At 66.4% G+C, this 16828-nt stretch carries 20 protein-coding genes; 8 read left to right on the forward strand and 12 right to left on the reverse strand.

Annotation, left to right across the window (positions count from 1 at the left end; all coding sequences use genetic code 11):
- Nucleotides 1-8 precede the first annotated feature (8 nt).
- Nucleotides 9-2063 (forward strand): 2Fe-2S iron-sulfur cluster-binding protein, encoded by a 2055-nt coding sequence (locus AAHB16_RS09855; RefSeq protein ID WP_342050750.1) that lies wholly within the window; start codon nucleotides 9-11, stop codon nucleotides 2061-2063.
- Nucleotides 2064-2075: 12 nt separating this feature from the next.
- Here the strand turns inward: AAHB16_RS09855 and AAHB16_RS09860 are convergent, their stop codons facing one another.
- The 6 genes from AAHB16_RS09860 to AAHB16_RS09885 form a co-directional block, all read right to left on the reverse strand.
- Entirely contained in the window at nucleotides 2076-2822 is a 747-nt protein-coding gene (locus AAHB16_RS09860; protein WP_342050751.1) for a helix-turn-helix domain-containing protein, read from the reverse strand.
- 94 nt (nucleotides 2823-2916) lie between these two features.
- Nucleotides 2917-3867: a PDR/VanB family oxidoreductase gene (locus tag AAHB16_RS09865; protein ID WP_342050752.1), complete on the reverse strand. Its 951-nt coding sequence runs from the start codon at nucleotides 3865-3867 to the stop codon at nucleotides 2917-2919.
- Between the two features lie 27 nt (nucleotides 3868-3894).
- On the reverse strand, nucleotides 3895-4386 hold the full coding sequence (locus AAHB16_RS09870) for an MOSC domain-containing protein (RefSeq protein WP_150374936.1): 492 nt from the start codon (nucleotides 4384-4386) through the stop codon (nucleotides 3895-3897).
- 3 nt (nucleotides 4387-4389) lie between these two features.
- On the reverse strand, nucleotides 4390-4782 hold the full coding sequence (locus AAHB16_RS09875) for a RidA family protein (RefSeq protein WP_150374937.1): 393 nt from the start codon (nucleotides 4780-4782) through the stop codon (nucleotides 4390-4392).
- A gap of 94 nt (nucleotides 4783-4876) precedes the next feature.
- Nucleotides 4877-6199 carry an MFS transporter gene (locus AAHB16_RS09880; RefSeq protein WP_223851755.1) on the reverse strand — a complete coding sequence of 441 codons (1323 nt, stop codon included), beginning with the start codon at nucleotides 6197-6199 and terminating at the stop codon, nucleotides 4877-4879.
- Nucleotides 6200-6520: 321 nt separating this feature from the next.
- The gene (locus AAHB16_RS09885) at nucleotides 6521-6886 is read right to left on the reverse strand and encodes a glyoxalase superfamily protein (RefSeq protein WP_342050753.1); all 366 of its coding nucleotides are present in this window, start codon (nucleotides 6884-6886) and stop codon (nucleotides 6521-6523) included.
- A gap of 362 nt (nucleotides 6887-7248) precedes the next feature.
- Here AAHB16_RS09885 and AAHB16_RS09890 point away from each other — a divergent pair, with 362 nt between their 5' ends.
- From AAHB16_RS09890 to AAHB16_RS09905, 4 genes are read left to right on the forward strand one after another with little or no spacing between them, the layout of a single operon-like run.
- Nucleotides 7249-7506 (forward strand): BufA1 family periplasmic bufferin-type metallophore, encoded by a 258-nt coding sequence (locus AAHB16_RS09890; RefSeq protein WP_150374939.1) that lies wholly within the window; start codon nucleotides 7249-7251, stop codon nucleotides 7504-7506.
- Nucleotides 7507-7532: 26 nt separating this feature from the next.
- The gene (bufB, locus tag AAHB16_RS09895; RefSeq protein WP_342050754.1) at nucleotides 7533-8486 is read left to right on the forward strand and encodes an MNIO family bufferin maturase; all 954 of its coding nucleotides are present in this window, start codon (nucleotides 7533-7535) and stop codon (nucleotides 8484-8486) included.
- On the forward strand, nucleotides 8473-9264 hold the full coding sequence (locus AAHB16_RS09900) for an HvfC/BufC N-terminal domain-containing protein (RefSeq protein ID WP_191002383.1): 792 nt from the start codon (nucleotides 8473-8475) through the stop codon (nucleotides 9262-9264). Before bufB ends, AAHB16_RS09900 begins: the two co-directional genes overlap by 14 nt.
- A 12-nt stretch (nucleotides 9265-9276) precedes the next feature.
- The gene (locus tag AAHB16_RS09905) at nucleotides 9277-9765 is read left to right on the forward strand and encodes a DoxX family protein (RefSeq protein ID WP_223851756.1); all 489 of its coding nucleotides are present in this window, start codon (nucleotides 9277-9279) and stop codon (nucleotides 9763-9765) included.
- Nucleotides 9766-9782: 17 nt separating this feature from the next.
- Here the strand turns inward: AAHB16_RS09905 and AAHB16_RS09910 are convergent, their stop codons facing one another.
- The 3 genes from AAHB16_RS09910 to AAHB16_RS09920 form a co-directional block, all read right to left on the reverse strand.
- Nucleotides 9783-10025, reverse strand: a complete 243-nt coding sequence (locus tag AAHB16_RS09910; protein ID WP_150374942.1) for a zf-HC2 domain-containing protein — start codon at nucleotides 10023-10025, stop codon at nucleotides 9783-9785.
- Nucleotides 10026-10035: 10 nt separating this feature from the next.
- The gene (locus AAHB16_RS09915; protein ID WP_150374943.1) at nucleotides 10036-10635 is read right to left on the reverse strand and encodes a sigma-70 family RNA polymerase sigma factor; all 600 of its coding nucleotides are present in this window, start codon (nucleotides 10633-10635) and stop codon (nucleotides 10036-10038) included.
- A 97-nt stretch (nucleotides 10636-10732) separates the two neighbouring features.
- Complete coding sequence (locus AAHB16_RS09920) at nucleotides 10733-10876, reverse strand: hypothetical protein (protein ID WP_191002384.1); 144 nt, start codon at nucleotides 10874-10876, stop codon at nucleotides 10733-10735.
- Between the two features lie 280 nt (nucleotides 10877-11156).
- On the opposite strand from AAHB16_RS09920, the gene AAHB16_RS09925 reads away from it, so the two are divergent.
- Both AAHB16_RS09925 and AAHB16_RS09930 read left to right on the forward strand, forming a co-directional pair.
- On the forward strand, nucleotides 11157-12215 hold the full coding sequence (locus AAHB16_RS09925) for an alpha/beta fold hydrolase (RefSeq protein WP_150374944.1): 1059 nt from the start codon (nucleotides 11157-11159) through the stop codon (nucleotides 12213-12215).
- Between the two features lie 91 nt (nucleotides 12216-12306).
- Nucleotides 12307-13029, forward strand: a complete 723-nt coding sequence (locus AAHB16_RS09930; RefSeq protein ID WP_150374945.1) for an MgtC/SapB family protein — start codon at nucleotides 12307-12309, stop codon at nucleotides 13027-13029.
- Between the two features lie 3 nt (nucleotides 13030-13032).
- On the opposite strand, the gene AAHB16_RS09935 is transcribed toward AAHB16_RS09930, so the two are convergent.
- Nucleotides 13033-13869, reverse strand: a complete 837-nt coding sequence (locus AAHB16_RS09935; RefSeq protein WP_150374946.1) for an enoyl-CoA hydratase/isomerase family protein — start codon at nucleotides 13867-13869, stop codon at nucleotides 13033-13035.
- 97 nt (nucleotides 13870-13966) lie between these two features.
- Nucleotides 13967-15436, reverse strand: a complete 1470-nt coding sequence (locus tag AAHB16_RS09940) for a PQQ-dependent sugar dehydrogenase (protein WP_342050755.1) — start codon at nucleotides 15434-15436, stop codon at nucleotides 13967-13969.
- Nucleotides 15437-15679: 243 nt separating this feature from the next.
- On the opposite strand from AAHB16_RS09940, the gene AAHB16_RS09945 reads away from it, so the two are divergent.
- Nucleotides 15680-15967 (forward strand): RNA 2'-phosphotransferase, encoded by a 288-nt coding sequence (locus tag AAHB16_RS09945; protein ID WP_150374948.1) that lies wholly within the window; start codon nucleotides 15680-15682, stop codon nucleotides 15965-15967.
- A gap of 104 nt (nucleotides 15968-16071) precedes the next feature.
- On the opposite strand, the gene AAHB16_RS09950 is transcribed toward AAHB16_RS09945, so the two are convergent.
- The gene (locus AAHB16_RS09950; RefSeq protein WP_150374949.1) at nucleotides 16072-16764 is read right to left on the reverse strand and encodes a DUF2968 domain-containing protein; all 693 of its coding nucleotides are present in this window, start codon (nucleotides 16762-16764) and stop codon (nucleotides 16072-16074) included.
- Between the last annotated feature and the right edge of the window lie 64 nt (nucleotides 16765-16828).

Below are 16828 nucleotides of genomic sequence, written 5' to 3' on the forward strand. Positions count from 1 at the left end.
TACAGATCATGTCCACGACCCGTGCGCCATGGCATGCCGGTGAACTCGCGATGCAGACGCGGGTAGGCGTTGCCGCCAGAATGGACGAGCTCGGCCGTCGCGTGGTGCGCGACTACATGCCCGACCAGCATCGGGAGTTCTTCGAGCAATTGCCGTTTGTCGTGCTGGGCGCCGTGGCGCCGGATGGCCGCGTCTGGGCCACGTTGCGCACGGGGCAGCCGGGTTTCCTGCATTCGCCGGACCCGCGTGTGCTCGATATCGCCATCGTCCGCGATGCGGCCGATCCTGCCGACGCGGGCTTCGAGGATGGCGATGCGATCGGCCTGCTCGGCATCGACCTGGCCACGCGCCGCCGCAATCGCATGAACGGCGTGCTGCGCCACGATGCCCCCGGTGTCGCGCATATCGATGTGGGACACAGCTTTGGCAACTGCCCGCGCTATATCCACGAACGCACGCTGACGCCGGTGGACGCGACGGTGGGCGATGCTGCGGGCGCCGCCTTGACCGGTCCGGTTCCGCAATGGCTCGATGCGCTCGACGATCGTGCGCGGGCGCTGATTGGGGCCGCCAGCGCATTCTTCGTGGCGTCGTATGCCGACGTGCCCGGCGAACCGCGCCAGGTCGATGTGTCGCACCGCGGCGGCAAGGCCGGCTTCGTCCGCCTGGACGCCGATGGCGGCATGACGATTCCCGACTTCGCGGGCAACCTGTTCTTCAACACGCTGGGCAACTTCATGGTCAACCCCATGGCCGGCGTGACGTTTGCCGACTTCTCCACGGGCGAACTGCTGCAGATGCATGGGCGCGCCGAGGTCATCGTCGATTCGCCCGAGATTGCCGCATTCCAGGGCGCCGAACGCCTCTGGCGCTTTATTCCCGAGCAGATCGTGCGGCGCGACGGCGCGCTGCCGCTGCGCTGGATCACGAAGACCGATGGCGCCGCCCCGAGCTCGCTGCTGACGGGCAACTGGAACGAAGCGGCCGACCGCCTGCGTGCCGCCAGCGTGGCCGACCAGTGGCGGCCGTTCCGCGTCACGCGAATCGTCGATGAAAGCAGCGTAGTGCGGTCGTTCCATCTGGCACCGGCCGACGACGCCGGCATCATCGCGCATCATGCCGGCCAGCATCTGCCGATCCGCCTGACGCTGCCGGGCCACGATGCGCCGGTCCTGCGGACTTACACGTTGTCCGTGGCGCCGTCCGATACCGGCTACCGCATCAGCGTCAAGCGCGACGGCCAGGTATCGGGCTACCTGCACGACCATGTGAAGGTGGGCGACATCATCGAGACGCGCGCGCCCGCCGGCGCCTTCACGATCGATCCGTTCGTGCGCCGGCCGGCCGTGCTGCTGGCGGCGGGCATCGGGGTCACGCCGATGCTGGCGATGCTGCGCCACCTGATCTACGAAGGCACGCGCAAGCAGCGCATGCGGCCGACATGGTTCTTTCATTCGGCGCGTTCGCTGGCCGAGCGCGCGTTCAGCGCGGAACTCGATGCGCTGGCGTTGCGCGGCAACGGCGCGGTGGAGGTCGTGCGCCTGCTCAGCGATCCGGCCGGCGCTACCATCGGCAAGGATTACGACGAGTCCGGTCGCATCACGATCGACGTGCTGCGCGCGCATCTGCCCTTCGACGATTTCGATTTCTATCTGTGCGGACCGGCGCCGTTCATGCAGTCGCTGTACGACGGTCTGCGCGCGCTCAACGTACCGAACGACCGCATCCACGCCGAGGCATTCGGCACCTCTTCGGTCGTGCGCGACGACGCGCCCGTGCTTGCACCGGTGGCGACGACCGCGGTGCCGGTGATGTTCACCGATTCGGCCAAGGAGGCCCGCTGGAGTCCCGGCGGCGGCTCGCTGCTCGAACTCGCCGAGGAACGCGGGCTGTCACCGGCGTTCAGCTGCCGCGGCGGCAGTTGCGGCAGCTGCCGCACGCGCGTGGTGCAGGGCGAGGTCACCTATGCCCAGCCGCCGTCGTTCCCGGTGCCGGTAGGCGAAGCGCTGATCTGCTGCGCAATGCCCGCCGCGGGCAGCCAGCCGATTCACCTGGCGCTGTAACCCGCGGCAACCCTAGGCCAGCGTTTCCTTGTCGGTGGTCGGCGCGTACATGACCATCAGCGCCTTGGTGGAACCGGATAGGCTGCGGCCGCGATGCGGGATGCGGGAGTCGAAGTGGATGGTATCGCCAGGCTCGAGCACGTACTTGTCCATGCCGATCTGCCACTCGAGCTTGCCCTCGAGCACGTGGATCAGTTCCTCGCCGTCGTGCTCGAAGAACACGTACTTGTCGATCTCTTCGGGAAAGCTGAACAGGAACGCCTGCAGGGCCTGGCCATGCGCGGCATTGCTGACCGACAGATAGTTGTAGCCGAACGCCGTGCCGCCCAGCACCGTGGGCCGGCGATCGTCACGCTTGACGAGGCTGACGCCGCGCCACGCGGGCGCCGCGTTGCCCGGTCCCGCGCTCTCCGCCAGCAGCGCGCCCGGTTCCACGCCGAGCACCGCGGCAATGCGCGCGAGCGTGGCGATCGGGGGCACCTTCTTGCCGTTCTCGATCCGCGACAGATACGCCTTGCCGAAGCCCGAGCGCTCGGCCACCTCGGCCAGCGTCATGCGCGCATCGAGCCGATGGCGGCGCAGCCGCTGCCCCAGCGCGCCATGCGCGGAGCCGGCGGCCGCGTCCAGGGCCGCGTCCAGGGCCGTTCCCTGCGACGATCCCACGGCCAAGTCCGCGGCCGGCGGCTCGTTGGCGGCGACCGGGGTCGGCTCCGCCTGCGACGGTTTTCTCTTGCTCCCTGAGATGCGGCTCGGTTTCATGCGTGCGATACGAGTTGCCTGATCTGCGCGCAAGTTTACCGCCTTGTGCGCCGCCTGCCAAAAATCGCGGGGGCGGGCGACCGGCGGCCTCGCATCAGAGATCGAGCGTCACCCCCACACGCGCGCGCGACACGCACAGCGCGAGCTTCTCCTGACGCTTCGACGCGTCGAGAAAGGAATCCCGATGGATGACCACGCCGTCGGTGTAATCGCAGACGCACGATCCGCACACGCCCATCTCGCACGACGATGCCAGCGGGAACCCCCGCTCCCGCAGCACGGCCAGCGCCGAGGTGTCGGCCGGCACGCGAATCGTCTCGCCAGTAGACGCCAGGCGGATATCGAACGGCTCCGGCTTGAAGTTTTCGTCGAGCGTGGGCGCAAAGACCTCGAAGTGCACCTGCTCCGCGGGCCATGCCGCCGTCGCTTCGCGCACCGCATTGACGAGGCTCGCCGGACCGCAGCAGTAGATATGCGTGCCCGGCACGGGCGTGGCCAGCATCGCCGCGTCGAAACGCTGGCCCTCCGGGTCGCGGCTGAACCATGTCCGCAGCTGTTCGGGCGAGCAGATCCGCGCCAGCTCGGCATGCAGCGGCGCCTCGGCGGCCGTGCGCGCGCAATAGTGGAGCGTAAAGTCCCCGTGCGCCGCGGAGAGGTGCCGCGCCATCGAGACGAACGGCGTAATGCCGATGCCGCCCGCGATAAGGACATGGCGCGCGGCGTCGCGCGACAGCCCGAAGTTGTTGCGCGGCACCGTGACCGGAATCTCCATGCCCGGCGCCAGATGCTCGTGCAGCCAGCGCGAACCCCCGCGGCCGTCGGCCTCGCGCTTGACCGCGATGCGGTAGCGGCCCGGCTCGGCCGGATCGTTGCACAGCGAGTACTGGCGGATCTTGCCGCCCGGGATATGCACGTCCACGTGCGCGCCGGGCTCGGCGTCGGGCAGCGTGGGCCGGCGCGGATGGCGGAACGTGACGACGCGGACGTCGGCGGTGTCGTCGATGACCTCATCGACGACGAGCTTCATGATGATGCGTGCGGACATGAGACAGGAAACGTTAGATCAGCGGTTTTATTCCAGCGGCTCGATCGGGTCGCCCTTCTCGATCCATCCGCCCTCGACAATCGAACAGTTGAGGCCCGAGCGGTTGTAGAGCGGCAGATAGAGCGGCATGCCGAGCAACTCCTCGAGGTACTTGCACGGGAAATTGAGCCGCCCGCCCTTGAGCACCACGTTGCCGACGCGAAAACGCTTGCCGACGAGGTAGTCGAGCGGCACGCCGGACACCGTCAGGTTGCGGCGATGTTCCTCGGGCTTGAGGTGGATGGGCCCCTGTTGCAGCGGCGGGTCGTTGCGCGCCAGCGCGTCGAGCACTTCGGCCGCGAACAGCGTGACCTCGCGCACGTCGGGCTTGGGCGAATACGTGCCCGTGCCGAGGAAATAGCGGTCGCCGACGATGCCTTTGCCGGCAATCAGTTCGGCGCGGTCGAGTTCTTCCATCTCGTACGACGCCGACGGCGCGATATGGATGTGGTGCAGACGCCCACCGGTCCACTGGATCATGGCTCACTCCCCGGTCTGCACGCCCGCGATCGCCTCGATCTCCACGAGCACGTCGCGCGGCAGGCGCGCGACTTCGATCGTCGAGCGCGCGGGTACGCTGGTGCCGAAGAACGACTGATACACGGCGTTCATCAGCGCGAACTGGTTCATGTCCTTCAGGAACACGGTGGTCTTGACCACGCTTGCCAGGCTCGCGCCGCCGGCCTCGAGCACGGCGGCCACGTTGGCCAGCGACTGGCGCGTCTGTCCCTCGACGTCGGCGGGAATCTCGCCCGTGGCCGGGTCGATGGGCAACTGGCCCGAGCAGAACACGAGGTCGCCCAGACGGACGCCTTGCGCGTAAGGGCCGACGGCCGCGGGTGCGCGCTCCGTCTTGAGGGGGGTGGGTTGCGGCATGATGAAGATCGGTTGTCGATGACTGTCGGAATGTCGGTGGTTTCCCATAGTTTCCCTATGGGAAACTTTAGTCTAGCGCAGCCTGCGGGCGATGTCACGCCTCGCGGATCGAATCGTTGCGCGTCTCCCGGGCAAACAGGGCCGCGACCAGCGTGACGATCGCCACCCCGATCAGCAGCATCGAGACCCCCGCGGTACCGCCGAGCTTCTCCACGAGCACGGTCGCGAAGATCGGCGTGAGGCCGCCCCCGATCGCTGCCGCCACCTGAAAGCCGAACGAAGCGCCGGTGTAACGTGCCCGCGCGCCGAACAGCTCGGGGAAGTACGTTGCCTCGATACTGAACATCATCCCCTGGCCAAGAATCAGGCCCATCGAGATTGCCGCGACGATCAGCGTCGGATCGCGGGTATCGACCATCCAGAACATCGGGTAGGCAAACAGGATCGTGAAGGCCGTGCCGATGAAGAACAGCGGACGGCGTCCGATGCGGTCCGCCAGCAGCCCGAACAGCGGCATGATGAACACCTCGATCACGGCCGCGATAAAGATCGCGTTGAGCAGCATCTTCTTGGGCAAGCCGAGGTGCGTCGTGGCATAGACAACCAGGAATACGGTCAGCAGGTAGACCCACGACACCTCGCACAGCTTGAGGCCGATGGCCACGAGGAACGACTTGCGGTGGCGCGTGAAGACTTCCTTGAGCGGATTGGCCGCAAGCTCGTTCTTCGCCTTCATTTCCTCGAACACCGGCGATTCCGTGATGCGCATGCGCACGAAGCTGCCGAGGCCCACCAGCACGATGCTCAGCAGGAACGGCACGCGCCAGCCCCAGCTCATCAGCGCTTCCTCGGGCAGCGAGGACACGGCCCAGAACACGGCGGTGGAGAGAATCAGGCCAAGCGGAAAGCCGACCTGCACGAGGCTGCCGTACAACCCGCGCCGGTGCTTCGGCGAGTGCTCGAGCACCATCAATGCGGCCCCGCCCCACTCGCCGCCGAGCCCGATGCCCTGCACGATGCGCAGCAGCACGAGCAGCACGGGGGCCCAGACGCCGATCTGCTGGTACGTCGGCAGCAGGCCGATGGCAAACGTGCCGACGCCCATCAGCAGCAGCGACATCAGCAGCATCGACTTGCGGCCGAGCCGGTCGCCCATGAACCCGAACACCGCGCCGCCGAACGGACGCGCGAGGAAGCCGACGGCCGCGCTGCCGAGCGCCGCCAGCGTGCCCAGCATCGGATCGGCGGCGGGAAAGAACAGCTTGTTGAAGATCAGCGCGGCCGCGGTGCCGTAGATCAGGAAGTCATACCATTCGATGATGGTCCCGACGGAACTGGCGAACAGCACGCGGGTGAGGTTGGATTCGTCGGTAGCGGCCGGCTGGACCGGCGTCGACATGGCTGCTGGATAGGTCACGGTGGCACTCCCCTAGGGTTTCCCAAAAAGTTTCCCGATGTTTCCCATATGCACAACCTGTGCCACCCGACGTTCTATATGGGAAACCGGGAACATGAGGCCCCGCGGACCTATGGCGCGTCACTTGAAAACGCGGGAAACAGCGGAGAAAAAGCGCAATTTGAGTGCGGAGAGCACTAGAGAAGTGCGGGCTGGCACCACGATCGCGGTGCCGGAACCCCGGTCCTGCCTTCGACGAGAGTTTTCCCTATTGGGAAACTCCCGTAGCGTCCGGTCGGCAGTCTTGCGTCCGCCAGGTCAGCGAACCCCGGACGCGGGCCCTCAATCCCCGGACAACTCGCAGAACCGCAGCCGGTTTCCGAACGGATCGGCGATCTGCATCTGCCGGCCCCAGCCCAGCGACTCGATGCCGGGGCGCGCGTAGCCGTACTGTTTTGCGATCAGCTCCTGGTGGTATGCGTCGATATCTTCCATCGGCACGAACACGGTCGAGCCCGGCGTGGCGTCGCCGTAGTGTTCGCTCAGGTGCAGCGTCAAACCCGAGCGGCGCACCTGCATATAGATGGGCAGCTCCGGCTCGAACCGGTGCTCCCAGTCGAGCGTGAAGCCGAGGAAATCGAGGTAGAACTCCCTGGCCTTCTCGACCGAGAAGATCCGGAGGATCGGCACCGCGGCGGACAGTTGCATGGCATCACAAGGGAAAGGTTTGGCAAGAGCCCGATAGTACCGAGACAAGGAGGCCAGGGACAAACGTCCGAGCCATGCAACACCCCACTTCGATGGGAGACATGCTGCAGCGGGGTGGTGCTATCGTCGCGCTTGCGCTCGCACCTTACACTTCCCTTTCATCGCCCATCTCGGGCGTACTCGTCTACGCCGCCACGCGGATCCGAGCGCGCATCGTGCCGCCGCGAAAAAAAATATTCGCGACGCGTGTAAGGAACGCATCGAAGGCTCCGACTACCGTCCAGATCGTCGCCGACGGTCGCCGCGACGGACTTCCATTCGTGTTGCCGCGCGGCAATGACACACACCAAGGAGTCTTCACCATGAACAAGCAATCCGCACTCGTTGCCGCCGCCCTCGTCGGTCTGTTCTCGGCGGGTGTCGCGCATGCCGCCGACGCCAATGCCGACAAGGAAAAGTGCTACGGCGTCGCCATGGCCGGGCAGAACGACTGCGCGAGCAGCTCGGGCAGCCACTCGTGCGCGGGCCAGTCGAAGGCCGACAAGGACCCCAAGGACTGGAAGTTCGTCGCCAAGGGCACCTGCGCGCAGATGGGTGGCAAGCTGAGCGCCGCCAAGTAAGACGCGTCGCCTGGCGGAGCCTCATCATGACCTCGCGCGTCCTATCGCACCTTCCCGTCGCGCCCGGCGATCTCGGCTTCGGCATCGGGCTGCGCACTTCGCTCTATGCCGAAGTGCTGGCCCGGCGCCACGATGCCGATCGCGTCGACTGGTTCGAGGTACATACCGAGAACTATCTTGGCGCGGGCGGACGGGACATCCGCGTCCTGGAAACCCTGCGGTCCGACTATCCGCTGAGCCTCCATGGCGTGGGGCTGGGGCTCGGCTCCGCCGGCGACGATCACTTCACGCCGCATCTGGAACGCATTGCCGCGCTCGTCGAGCGCGTGGAACCGGCGCTCGTTTCCGAGCACCTGTGCTGGAACCGTGTCGCACGGCATCAGTTCAACGACCTGCTGCCATTGCCGCTGACGGAAGACGCGCTCGCGCTGATGGCGAATCGCGTGGACCGCATGCAGTCGCGGCTGCGTCGGCGGATTCTCGTCGAGAACGTCTCCACGTTCCTGCGCTATCGCGACGACCAGATGCGCGAAACCGAATTTCTGGCAGCGCTGGCGCGGCGTACGGGCTGCGGCATCCTGCTCGATATCAACAACCTCTACGTGAATCAGTTCAATCACGCGGAGGACGCCCAATGCGCGCTCGACGATCTTGCGGACCTGCCCGCCGGCACGATCGGCGAGATCCATGTGGCGGGGCATCTCGCCGCCGGCGACGACGCTACCGGACGCGTGCTCATCGACCACCATGGCGCGCCCGTGGCGGAACCAGTCTGGGCGCTGTACGAAGCCGCCCTGCGCAAGCTCTGCTGCGGCGAAGGCGTGGCCATTCCGACGCTCATCGAATGGGACACCGACGTGCCGCCGCTCGACGTCCTGCTGGAAGAGCGGCGCCGTGCGATCGATCACGCCTGGCATGCGATGCGTCCCCATGCTGTCGATCCGCGCATCGCAAAGGAGACTGGCCATGCCATCGCCTGACGCCTTGCAGCAGATGTTCGCGCAGGCGATCGTCGCGCCCCGGCTCGACACGGAAACCGCGTCCGCCTGCCTCGCGATCTTCGATGGCGACGCGGATGCGGTACGTAGCCGGATGCGCTACTACCGCGGCAACCAGCAGGCCACCGCGCTGTCCGTGCTCGGCAATGCGTACCCGGTCGTACGCGCGCTGCTCGGCGACGAGTTCTTCGAAGCGCTGAGCGACGTGTACCGGCAAGCCCATCCGTCGCAGGATCCGGATCTGCATCGCTATGGCGGCGCGTTCGGCGACTTCCTGCGAACGTTCGATCCCGTCGCGCCATATCCGTACATACCGGACGTCGCGCGGCTCGAATGGCAGTGCCACGCCGCGTATTACGCGCCGGACGAAACGCCGCTGACCGTCGACGACATCGCGTCGCTGTCGCCGGACACCGTCGCGGCCATGCCCGTTGCACTCACGTCATGCACGCGGCCGTTCACCTCGCCATGGGATGCGGTCTCGATCTGGCGCGCCCATCAGCCCGACGGCCCCGCATTGCCCGAAGACCCGCACGTCGCAAGCGCGGGCATCGTCGTGCGCCCGGACTGGCGCGTGAACGTCCTGCCCGCTTCCGCGGCAGAGGCGGTTGCACTGGCCTCGCTGATATCGACCCACGTCGACAGCCCCATGCCGCTCGGCGCGCTATTGCAGCGTGCCGCCAGCCTCGACCGTCAATTCCATCCCGCGGCAGCACTTTCGCGCTGGCTTCATGCCGGCATGCTGCGCCGCGCGTCCTGAAAGGATCCAGACATGAACACGATGACCCAACCCTCGCCGAACGACGGTTCGCAGGCCGGCACCCTGCAGCGCACCCGCCAGTATGTGGAGCAATGGCTCGGCGACTGGGGATTGTCCCTGCTGCTGCTTGGCATTCGCGTGTACGTCGGCTGGCAGTTCTTTGCCTCGGGCAAGCTCAAGCTCATGGACTGGGGCTCGACGCTCGCCCTCTTCCACGACGAGTACCACGTGCCGCTGCTGCCGCCCGATGTCGCGGCGGTGTTCGGGACGTTCGGCGAACTCGCGTTTCCGCTGCTGCTATTCGTGGGATTGTTCTCGCGTCCGGCCGCGCTGGGCCTCTTCGCGGTGAACCTGATGGCCGTGATCTCGTATCCGGAGTTGTGGACGTTCGAATGTCCCGCGGCGATCCAGAGCCACCTCTACTGGGGCATGCTCCTGCTGGTGCCGCTGACGGCCGGTGGCGGGCGCCTGAGCCTCGACGCGCTGCGCCGCCGGCGCTGAGTCCCGGACGGCGGCCTTCAATCGCCGTCGCGCTCGGCCGGCTCCTGCTGGCCGAGCTTGCGCATGGCCCTGCGCATCAGCCGCATCTGCCCGTTGAAGTTCGTGCACGCATCGCAGATGGCCAGATGCATGCGCACGCGGGCACGCTCCACCCACGAGAGCGGCTGGTCCATCCCCTTCATGGTCAGGAAGTGCACCTCCTCGCATTTCGGGAGCAGGCGTTTGCGGGGGCCGTGCGGAAAGTCCGGCGAATCTGGCATGTGAGTCCTGTCAGCGTGACGCGCCGCGCTCCCCGAACCAGTTCAGTTCGAGGCATTCACGCAGACGCATGCGGGCGCGATACAGCATCACCCATGCGTTGGTCGCGCTGATCTTCAAATCCTGACAGATTTCTTCGGTTTCGAGTTCCAGCCACTCCCGCATCATGAAAATGCGGCCGGCCTTGGCGGGCAGCTTGTCCACGCAGACCTGCAGGATCTCGAAAAACTCGCGCCGCTCGAACGTCCGGTCCGGATCGCCCCAGTCCGACGGCGGATGCTGGTAGTGGCCATTGCGCGAGAACAACGCATCGAACGCATCGTCTTCGGACTGGGACTCGCCGTCCTCGCCGGACGCCAGCGCAATGCGCACCTCGCGCTTGCCGCTGCGCAGCAGGTCCACGATCTTGTGCTTGAGAATGCCGACCAGGTATGTCCGCAGCGCGGACTGGCCGGCGAACCGCTCGGGATGCTCGAGCGCGGCGAGGATGGTCTCCGACACCGTGTCCTCTGCCAGCGTGTCGTCACGCAGCTGCAGCCGCGCAAAACGCAGCAGGTACGGCCGGACAGACTCGAGTTCGTTGGGGTCGATACCCGCGATAGACGGTGCCATTTGCTCTTCTTCTGATTCGGCACGATCCACCCATGCCGCGACGATCGCCATGATACCCGTTAGCGATCGCGCGGTGCCACTCGCTGTCGGCGCTAGGCTACACGGCCGTCCACCACGACAACGCGGCGTACAGGACGCCGGTCGCACAGACGACCGTCAGCAGCGCTGCCTTGTAGCGAACGCCGTGCTCATGACATGGCCCGCGATAGTTGCGGGCGGAATGCTGGATATGTGGCTTCATGGCTGACCCCAGTGAAAGCGCAAAGTTGGTGCGCCGGGCGGCCCCCCGCGCGGCGTGATTTCTTTCAAGCAACTTTCAGGCCAAAGCCCGCGCGCCCGCCTCCCGTACGGAGTTCGGGGGGCGTGTGTATCGTCATATGTGTGGCGAATCGGCTAATACACGGCGATACAAATCGGCCGGGATTTGACACATGCCGCTTGCGATCGGCCGCCAGACTCCAGTTCAGTTTCATGCGATCGCCCACTGCGGCACACCCCATCAGGCACAACTGGAGAAAAACATGACGGACAAGATCGACCTGCCTCGCCGAGGCTTTCTGGGTACCGCGGCGCTGTCGCTGGCGGCCGCGCAGTTTGGCCTGATGCAGGCCGCCCAGGCGCAGAGCGCGCTCCCGAAGGCCGCGCCCGTGGCGCCGACCACGCCGGGCACGCATACGTCGCTGGGGCCGATCAAGCAGATCCAGGCGGGTGCCCTCAACGTCGGCTATGCCGAAGCCGGTCCGGCCGACGGTCCGGTGGCGCTGCTGCTGCATGGCTGGCCGTACGACATCTACAGCTTTGCCGACGTCGCCCCGCTGCTGGCCGCGCGCGGGTATCGCGTGATCATGCCGTTCCTGCGCGGCTTCGGCACCACGACGTTCCTGTCCGCCGACACGCCCCGCAATGGCGAGCCCGCGGCCATCGCCGTCGATGCGATCGCCCTGCTGGATGCGCTCAAGATCAAGACGGCCGTCGTGGCCGGCTATGACTGGGGCGGCCGCACCGCGGACATCCTCGCCGCGCTGTGGCCCGAGCGTTGCCGCGGCCTCGTGGCCGTGAGCGGCTACCTGATCGGCAGCCAGGCCGCGGGCAAGCAGCCGCTGCCGCCGGAAGCCGAACTGCAATGGTGGTACCAGTTCTACTTCGCGACCGATCGCGGCCGCCTCGGCTATGAAAAGTACACGCACCAGTTCGCCAAGCTGATCTGGCAACTGGCCTCGCCGAAGTGGAAGTTCGACGACGCGACGTTCAACCGCAGCGCCGCGGCGTTCGACAACCGCGATCACGTCGCGATCACGATCCACAACTACCGCTGGCGCATGGGCCTGGCCGAGGGCGAGGCCAAGTACGACGATATCGAGAAGAAGCTGGCCGCGGGGCCAACGATCGGCGTGCCGTCGATCACGATGGAGGGCGACGCCAACGGCGCGCCGCATCCGGCGCCCAGCGCCTATCGCAGCAAGTACACGGGCAAGTACGAGCATCGGGACATCGGCGGCGGCGTGGGGCACAACCTGCCGCAGGAAGCGCCGGCCGCGTTTGCGCAGGCAGTGCTGGACGTGGACAAGTGGGCGGCCTGAGCCTGTAGCCCGGCCCTCGCCTTCGGGTGAGGGACTGTCATCGTGCTGTGCCACAATGCGGCCCAATCCCGGCTCCGCACAGCACCCGCCCATGTCCCTCGAAGCCTTCCAGAACGTCAACCCGCAATCCCTGCTGGACACTGCCATCAGCCTCGCCTCGGCGTTCGTGCTGGGTGCCGTCATCGGGTACGAGCGGCAGTACCGCCAGCGCACGGCGGGATTGCGGACCAATGTGCTGGTGGCGCTCGGCGCGGCGATATTCGTGGATCTGGCGAACCATATCGCGGGCCATGACGGTGCGGTGCGCGTGATTGCCTACGTGGTGTCGGGCATCGGTTTCCTGGGCGCCGGCGTGATCATGCGCGAGGAAGGCAACGTGCGTGGCCTCAATACCGCGGCCACGCTATGGTGCTCGGCGGCCGTGGGGGCCTGCGCGGGCGCCGACCTGATTCTGGAAGCGGCGGTCGGCTGCGCGTTCATCCTCGCGGCCAACACCCTCCTGCGCCCGATGGCCGACCGTATCAACCGTCAGCCGCTCGACACGCCCGCGGTGGAAGTCGCGCATTCGATCCACGTCATCGCCTCCCGCGCGCGGCAGAAGGAAGTCATGCGCCTGCTCGAGGACGCGCTCGAAGCCATCGGCCATCCGGCCAGCGACCTCGAGGTGGAAGCGTTTGGCGAGCAGGACGTGCAGATCGAAGCCAGGCTGGCCGCCACGTCCGTCGACGGCGACACGCTCGACCGGATCGTCGCCGAACTGGCGGCGTCGAGCGCGGTCACGCAGGCATTCTGGAACGCCAGCACGACCGAGTGAACGCTACTTGCCGTCAGGCAGATTCACCTGCCCCGTGTAACGGGCGAGGTGGATTTCCACATCGGGCGTCTGCTGCAGACCCAGCTCCATGAGCTTGCCGATATGGTGCTGCGCCGCGGGCCGCTGCACCGAAGCGATAAACGCCTCCCATTCGGCCCCGATATCGTCGTCCGGCGGCAGGCTCGCGTGGTCGACGAGCCGCTTGATCTGCCCGATGGACTGCTTGTCGAATGTGGAGATGCGGCGCGCGAGCGCATCGACGAACGCATCGAGCTCCGCGTCCGGCAGCGATCGATTGACATACCCATAGCGCTCCGCGACATCGCCATCGATATCGTTGCCGCTCAATAGAATCTCCAGCGCGCGGCCGCGTCCCATCAACCGCGGCAACCGCGCCATCGGCCCGCCGCCGGGAACGAAACCGGCACCGATCTCGAACTGCGACAGCACGGCCTTCTCGCGGCTGGCAAACCGCATATCGGCGGCCAGCGCCAGCTCGCTGCCCACACCCGTCGCCCGCCCGCGAATCGACACGATCGACACGACGGCAGAGCGGGACAACCGCACGAGCATATCGGGCAACGGCGGTAACCCCGTGGGCCCCGGCGGCATGCGCGTGGTGGCCTCGAGCGGCGGCTTGAAATCGTAATGCGTGAGGAAGAAGCCCGGCACCGCGCTGTCGAACACGACCACCTTGAGGTTCGGATCGTTCTCGATCTCGGTGACCACCGCGTTCAACTGCGGCATCGAATCGGGCCCATAGATATTGAACGGCGGATTGTCGATCGTCACGCGCCAGTACGCGGGCGTCTCGCGCGTGATCCGGAATTGCTGCGTCATGTCGATCCTCCGTTCAACGAAGTCATCGAAGCATTGGCGCCGACAGGTCAAAAGTCAACAATCCCAAAGTCGTAGCGCGGTGTACATCACCGCCGCATCAGCTCCCGCGCGCCACGCGCAGCACCTGTCCATTGCTCAGCACATAAAGTTCGCGCGCCGCATCGGCCCCGAAAGAGAACACGGTCCCGGGCAGCGGCAGCGACCAGTCCACCGACTCCGTCACCACCCCGTCGCGATAGGCAAAGCTCTGCAACCGTCCCGTGCACAGATCGGTGTAGAAATAGCGCCCCCGCAACTCGGGCACCGCACTGCCCCGATACACATAGCCGCCAAGGATCGCGCACCCGCCATCCGCATGGCTGTACTCGAACGCGGGCGGCGTCAGCCCGGTGGTGTCGCACGTCGCGGCCCCCACGCACGCGGTGCCCTCGATGCGATCCCACCCATAGTTGAGACCGCCGGCCGTCGCGGGCTGCACGTTGACTTCCTCGCGCGCCCCCTCGCCCACATCCGCGATATACAGCAGCCCGTCGGTATCGAACGAGAACCGCCACGGATTGCGCAATCCGCGCGCCCAGATCTCGGCACGGCCGCCCGCACCATTGGCAAACGGATTGTCGGGCGGCACCGCATAGCCGGTGCCGCGCACGTCGATGCGAATGACCTTGCCCAGCAGCGATGCGGTGTTCTGCGCATTGCCGGCGGGATCGTTCGACCCGCCGCCGTCGCCGGTCGCCAGGTACAGCATGCCGTCGGGACCGAATGCAAGCTGCCCGCCGTTGTGGTTCGACTGGCCCGGATGCGGAATCGACAGCAGGACCGTGCCCGCGCCATTGGCCACATTGGCGTTGCCGGTCGAGACCTGATAGCGCGCCACGGTAATCGCCCCGTCGGCGGCCGTGTAGTAGACGTAGAAGCGGCCGTTTGTTGCATAGTCGGGATCGAACGCCATCGACAGCAGGCCGCGCTCGCCATCGGTCGTGGTCAGCGCCGAGATATCGAGGAACGGCGTGGCCAGCGGCGTAGCCGGCGCCGTACCGTTCGGCAGGATGCGGATGCGCCCCGCCCGCTCGACCACGAACAGCCGCGGATCGTTGGCCGGCGCGGTCAGAAAGATCGGCGACGTCAGGCCCGACGCCACGGTCGTCAGCGCAAGGCGGAATGTCTGCGGCGCACCATAGGCCACGGTCACCGACGGCGATGCCCCGGCGCCCACGCTCGCCGTCTGGCTCGGCTGCGCCGCGCTATAGAGCGAGGTCCCGTTGAGCACGTTGTCGCTCGCAACCGTATAGGTGCCCGCCGCCAGCCCCGTCAGTGTGGCCGAGGCCGTCAGCGCGCGAGTGAATCCGCCCGGCCCCGTCACGGACACATTGGCCGGGGTGCCGGTGGGCAACCCCGACACCGACACCGCGAGCGTGCCGGTACCGCCACCGCCGGGCGAACCGGGATCGGCCGGGCCGCCCGGCGTACCGGCGGCGCCGCCGTCGCCGCCCCCTCCGCAACCGGCCAGCCACAACACGCAGGCACCGAGAACGAGACACGAAAACTGCCGGATTACGGTAAGCATGACCGCCTCCTTGAAAAAGGATATTCCGCTGCAAAATGAAATAAATGCAGGACAGATTTACATCGAATCCAGATACAAGCGTTTAAACGTCGGCCCCGCGTGCACGGGTAGGAAGGGAGCGCTCGACTCAAGCAATTTACCGACCACGATTCGTCGAATATGGTCGCCAATTGATCTGGATTGAAATGAACGCGCGGCGCGTCTGTACCATCGTCGATATTTTCCAGACGGACAGCACACGCAATGATTCCTGACGATTCAAAGCCCGCCATGCCGCCGCACATGCTGTTTCACGGCACCGCCAACCGATTTATTCCATCGATTCTCGCGCAGGGATTGCTGCCGGGGTCACGCCGCCATGTCCATCTTGCGCAGGATCCGCATCGTGCGGCCGTGGTGGGACAGCGTTACGGACAGGGCGTCGTGCTGACGGTGCATGCGTTGCGCATGCACGACCAGGGATTTCGTTTCTATCAGGATGCCGACGGCAACTGGCTGACCGAGCACGTGCCGGCCTGCTTTATCCGCTGAGATGCGCAAAGAAAAAAACGCCGGACCCAGGGGTCCGGCGTTTTTTGGCCATGCTTCTTTGGCGATGCTTCGTTGGCGATGCTTCCTCGGCAAGCCGAGGCGGATCACCGCGTGCGCGTCACCGTGCCGCTGGCCTTTTCCTGCTGCTGCAGGCGCGCGATACGGCTCATCGTTTCCTTGAGCTCGGCCTGCGCGGCATCCTGCTGTGCCTGCAGGTCCTGCACCAGGCTGCGTTCTTCCTGGCCGCGTTCGGCCGCAAGCCGGGCCTGCTCCTGCGCAACCCCGATATCGGCCTCGAGGCGCCGCTCCACCTCGCGCGCGGCAACCAGCTTCTGCACGACCTGCGTCTTTTGCGTTTCCACGCGCGCACGCTGCATTTCCACGTCCGCGAGCCGCTCCGTCTGGCGCACGAACATCGCGTAGTTGGCGTTGGCGCGCACCTCGTCGCCGGTGCGAATCACGCGCCAGTAGTTCTGCTGCTGGAGCAGCGCGACGTAGTACTTGCCGAGCTGGCGATCGAACAGCAGCTGCGCTTCGTAGCTGCCGTTGGCGGTCTTGCGCAGCGCCGCGACGGTACCGCCGCCGATGCGCTGCTGCAGTTCCTGAGCGGTGCCGGCGCTGCTGGCATCCACGGCGACCACGACCGGTTGTTGTGCAGATTGTTGCGCCGATTGTTGTGCCGATGGATCCTTGTTCTGGGCAGCGACGCCCTGCGCGAATGCCGTCTGACCCGCCGCCAGCAGCATCGCGACGGCAAAGCCCGATACGGCCTCCGATCGACCCATGAACTTCGTCATATCCCTATTCCCCCATTCGGAAAGGCCCCGTCATCGCAGGGCAAACCACGCCGTGCAGACTCGG

It is taken from the genome of Cupriavidus sp. OTU4054 (assembly GCF_038440175.1).
GTDB lineage: Bacteria > Pseudomonadota > Gammaproteobacteria > Burkholderiales > Burkholderiaceae > Cupriavidus > Cupriavidus pauculus_D.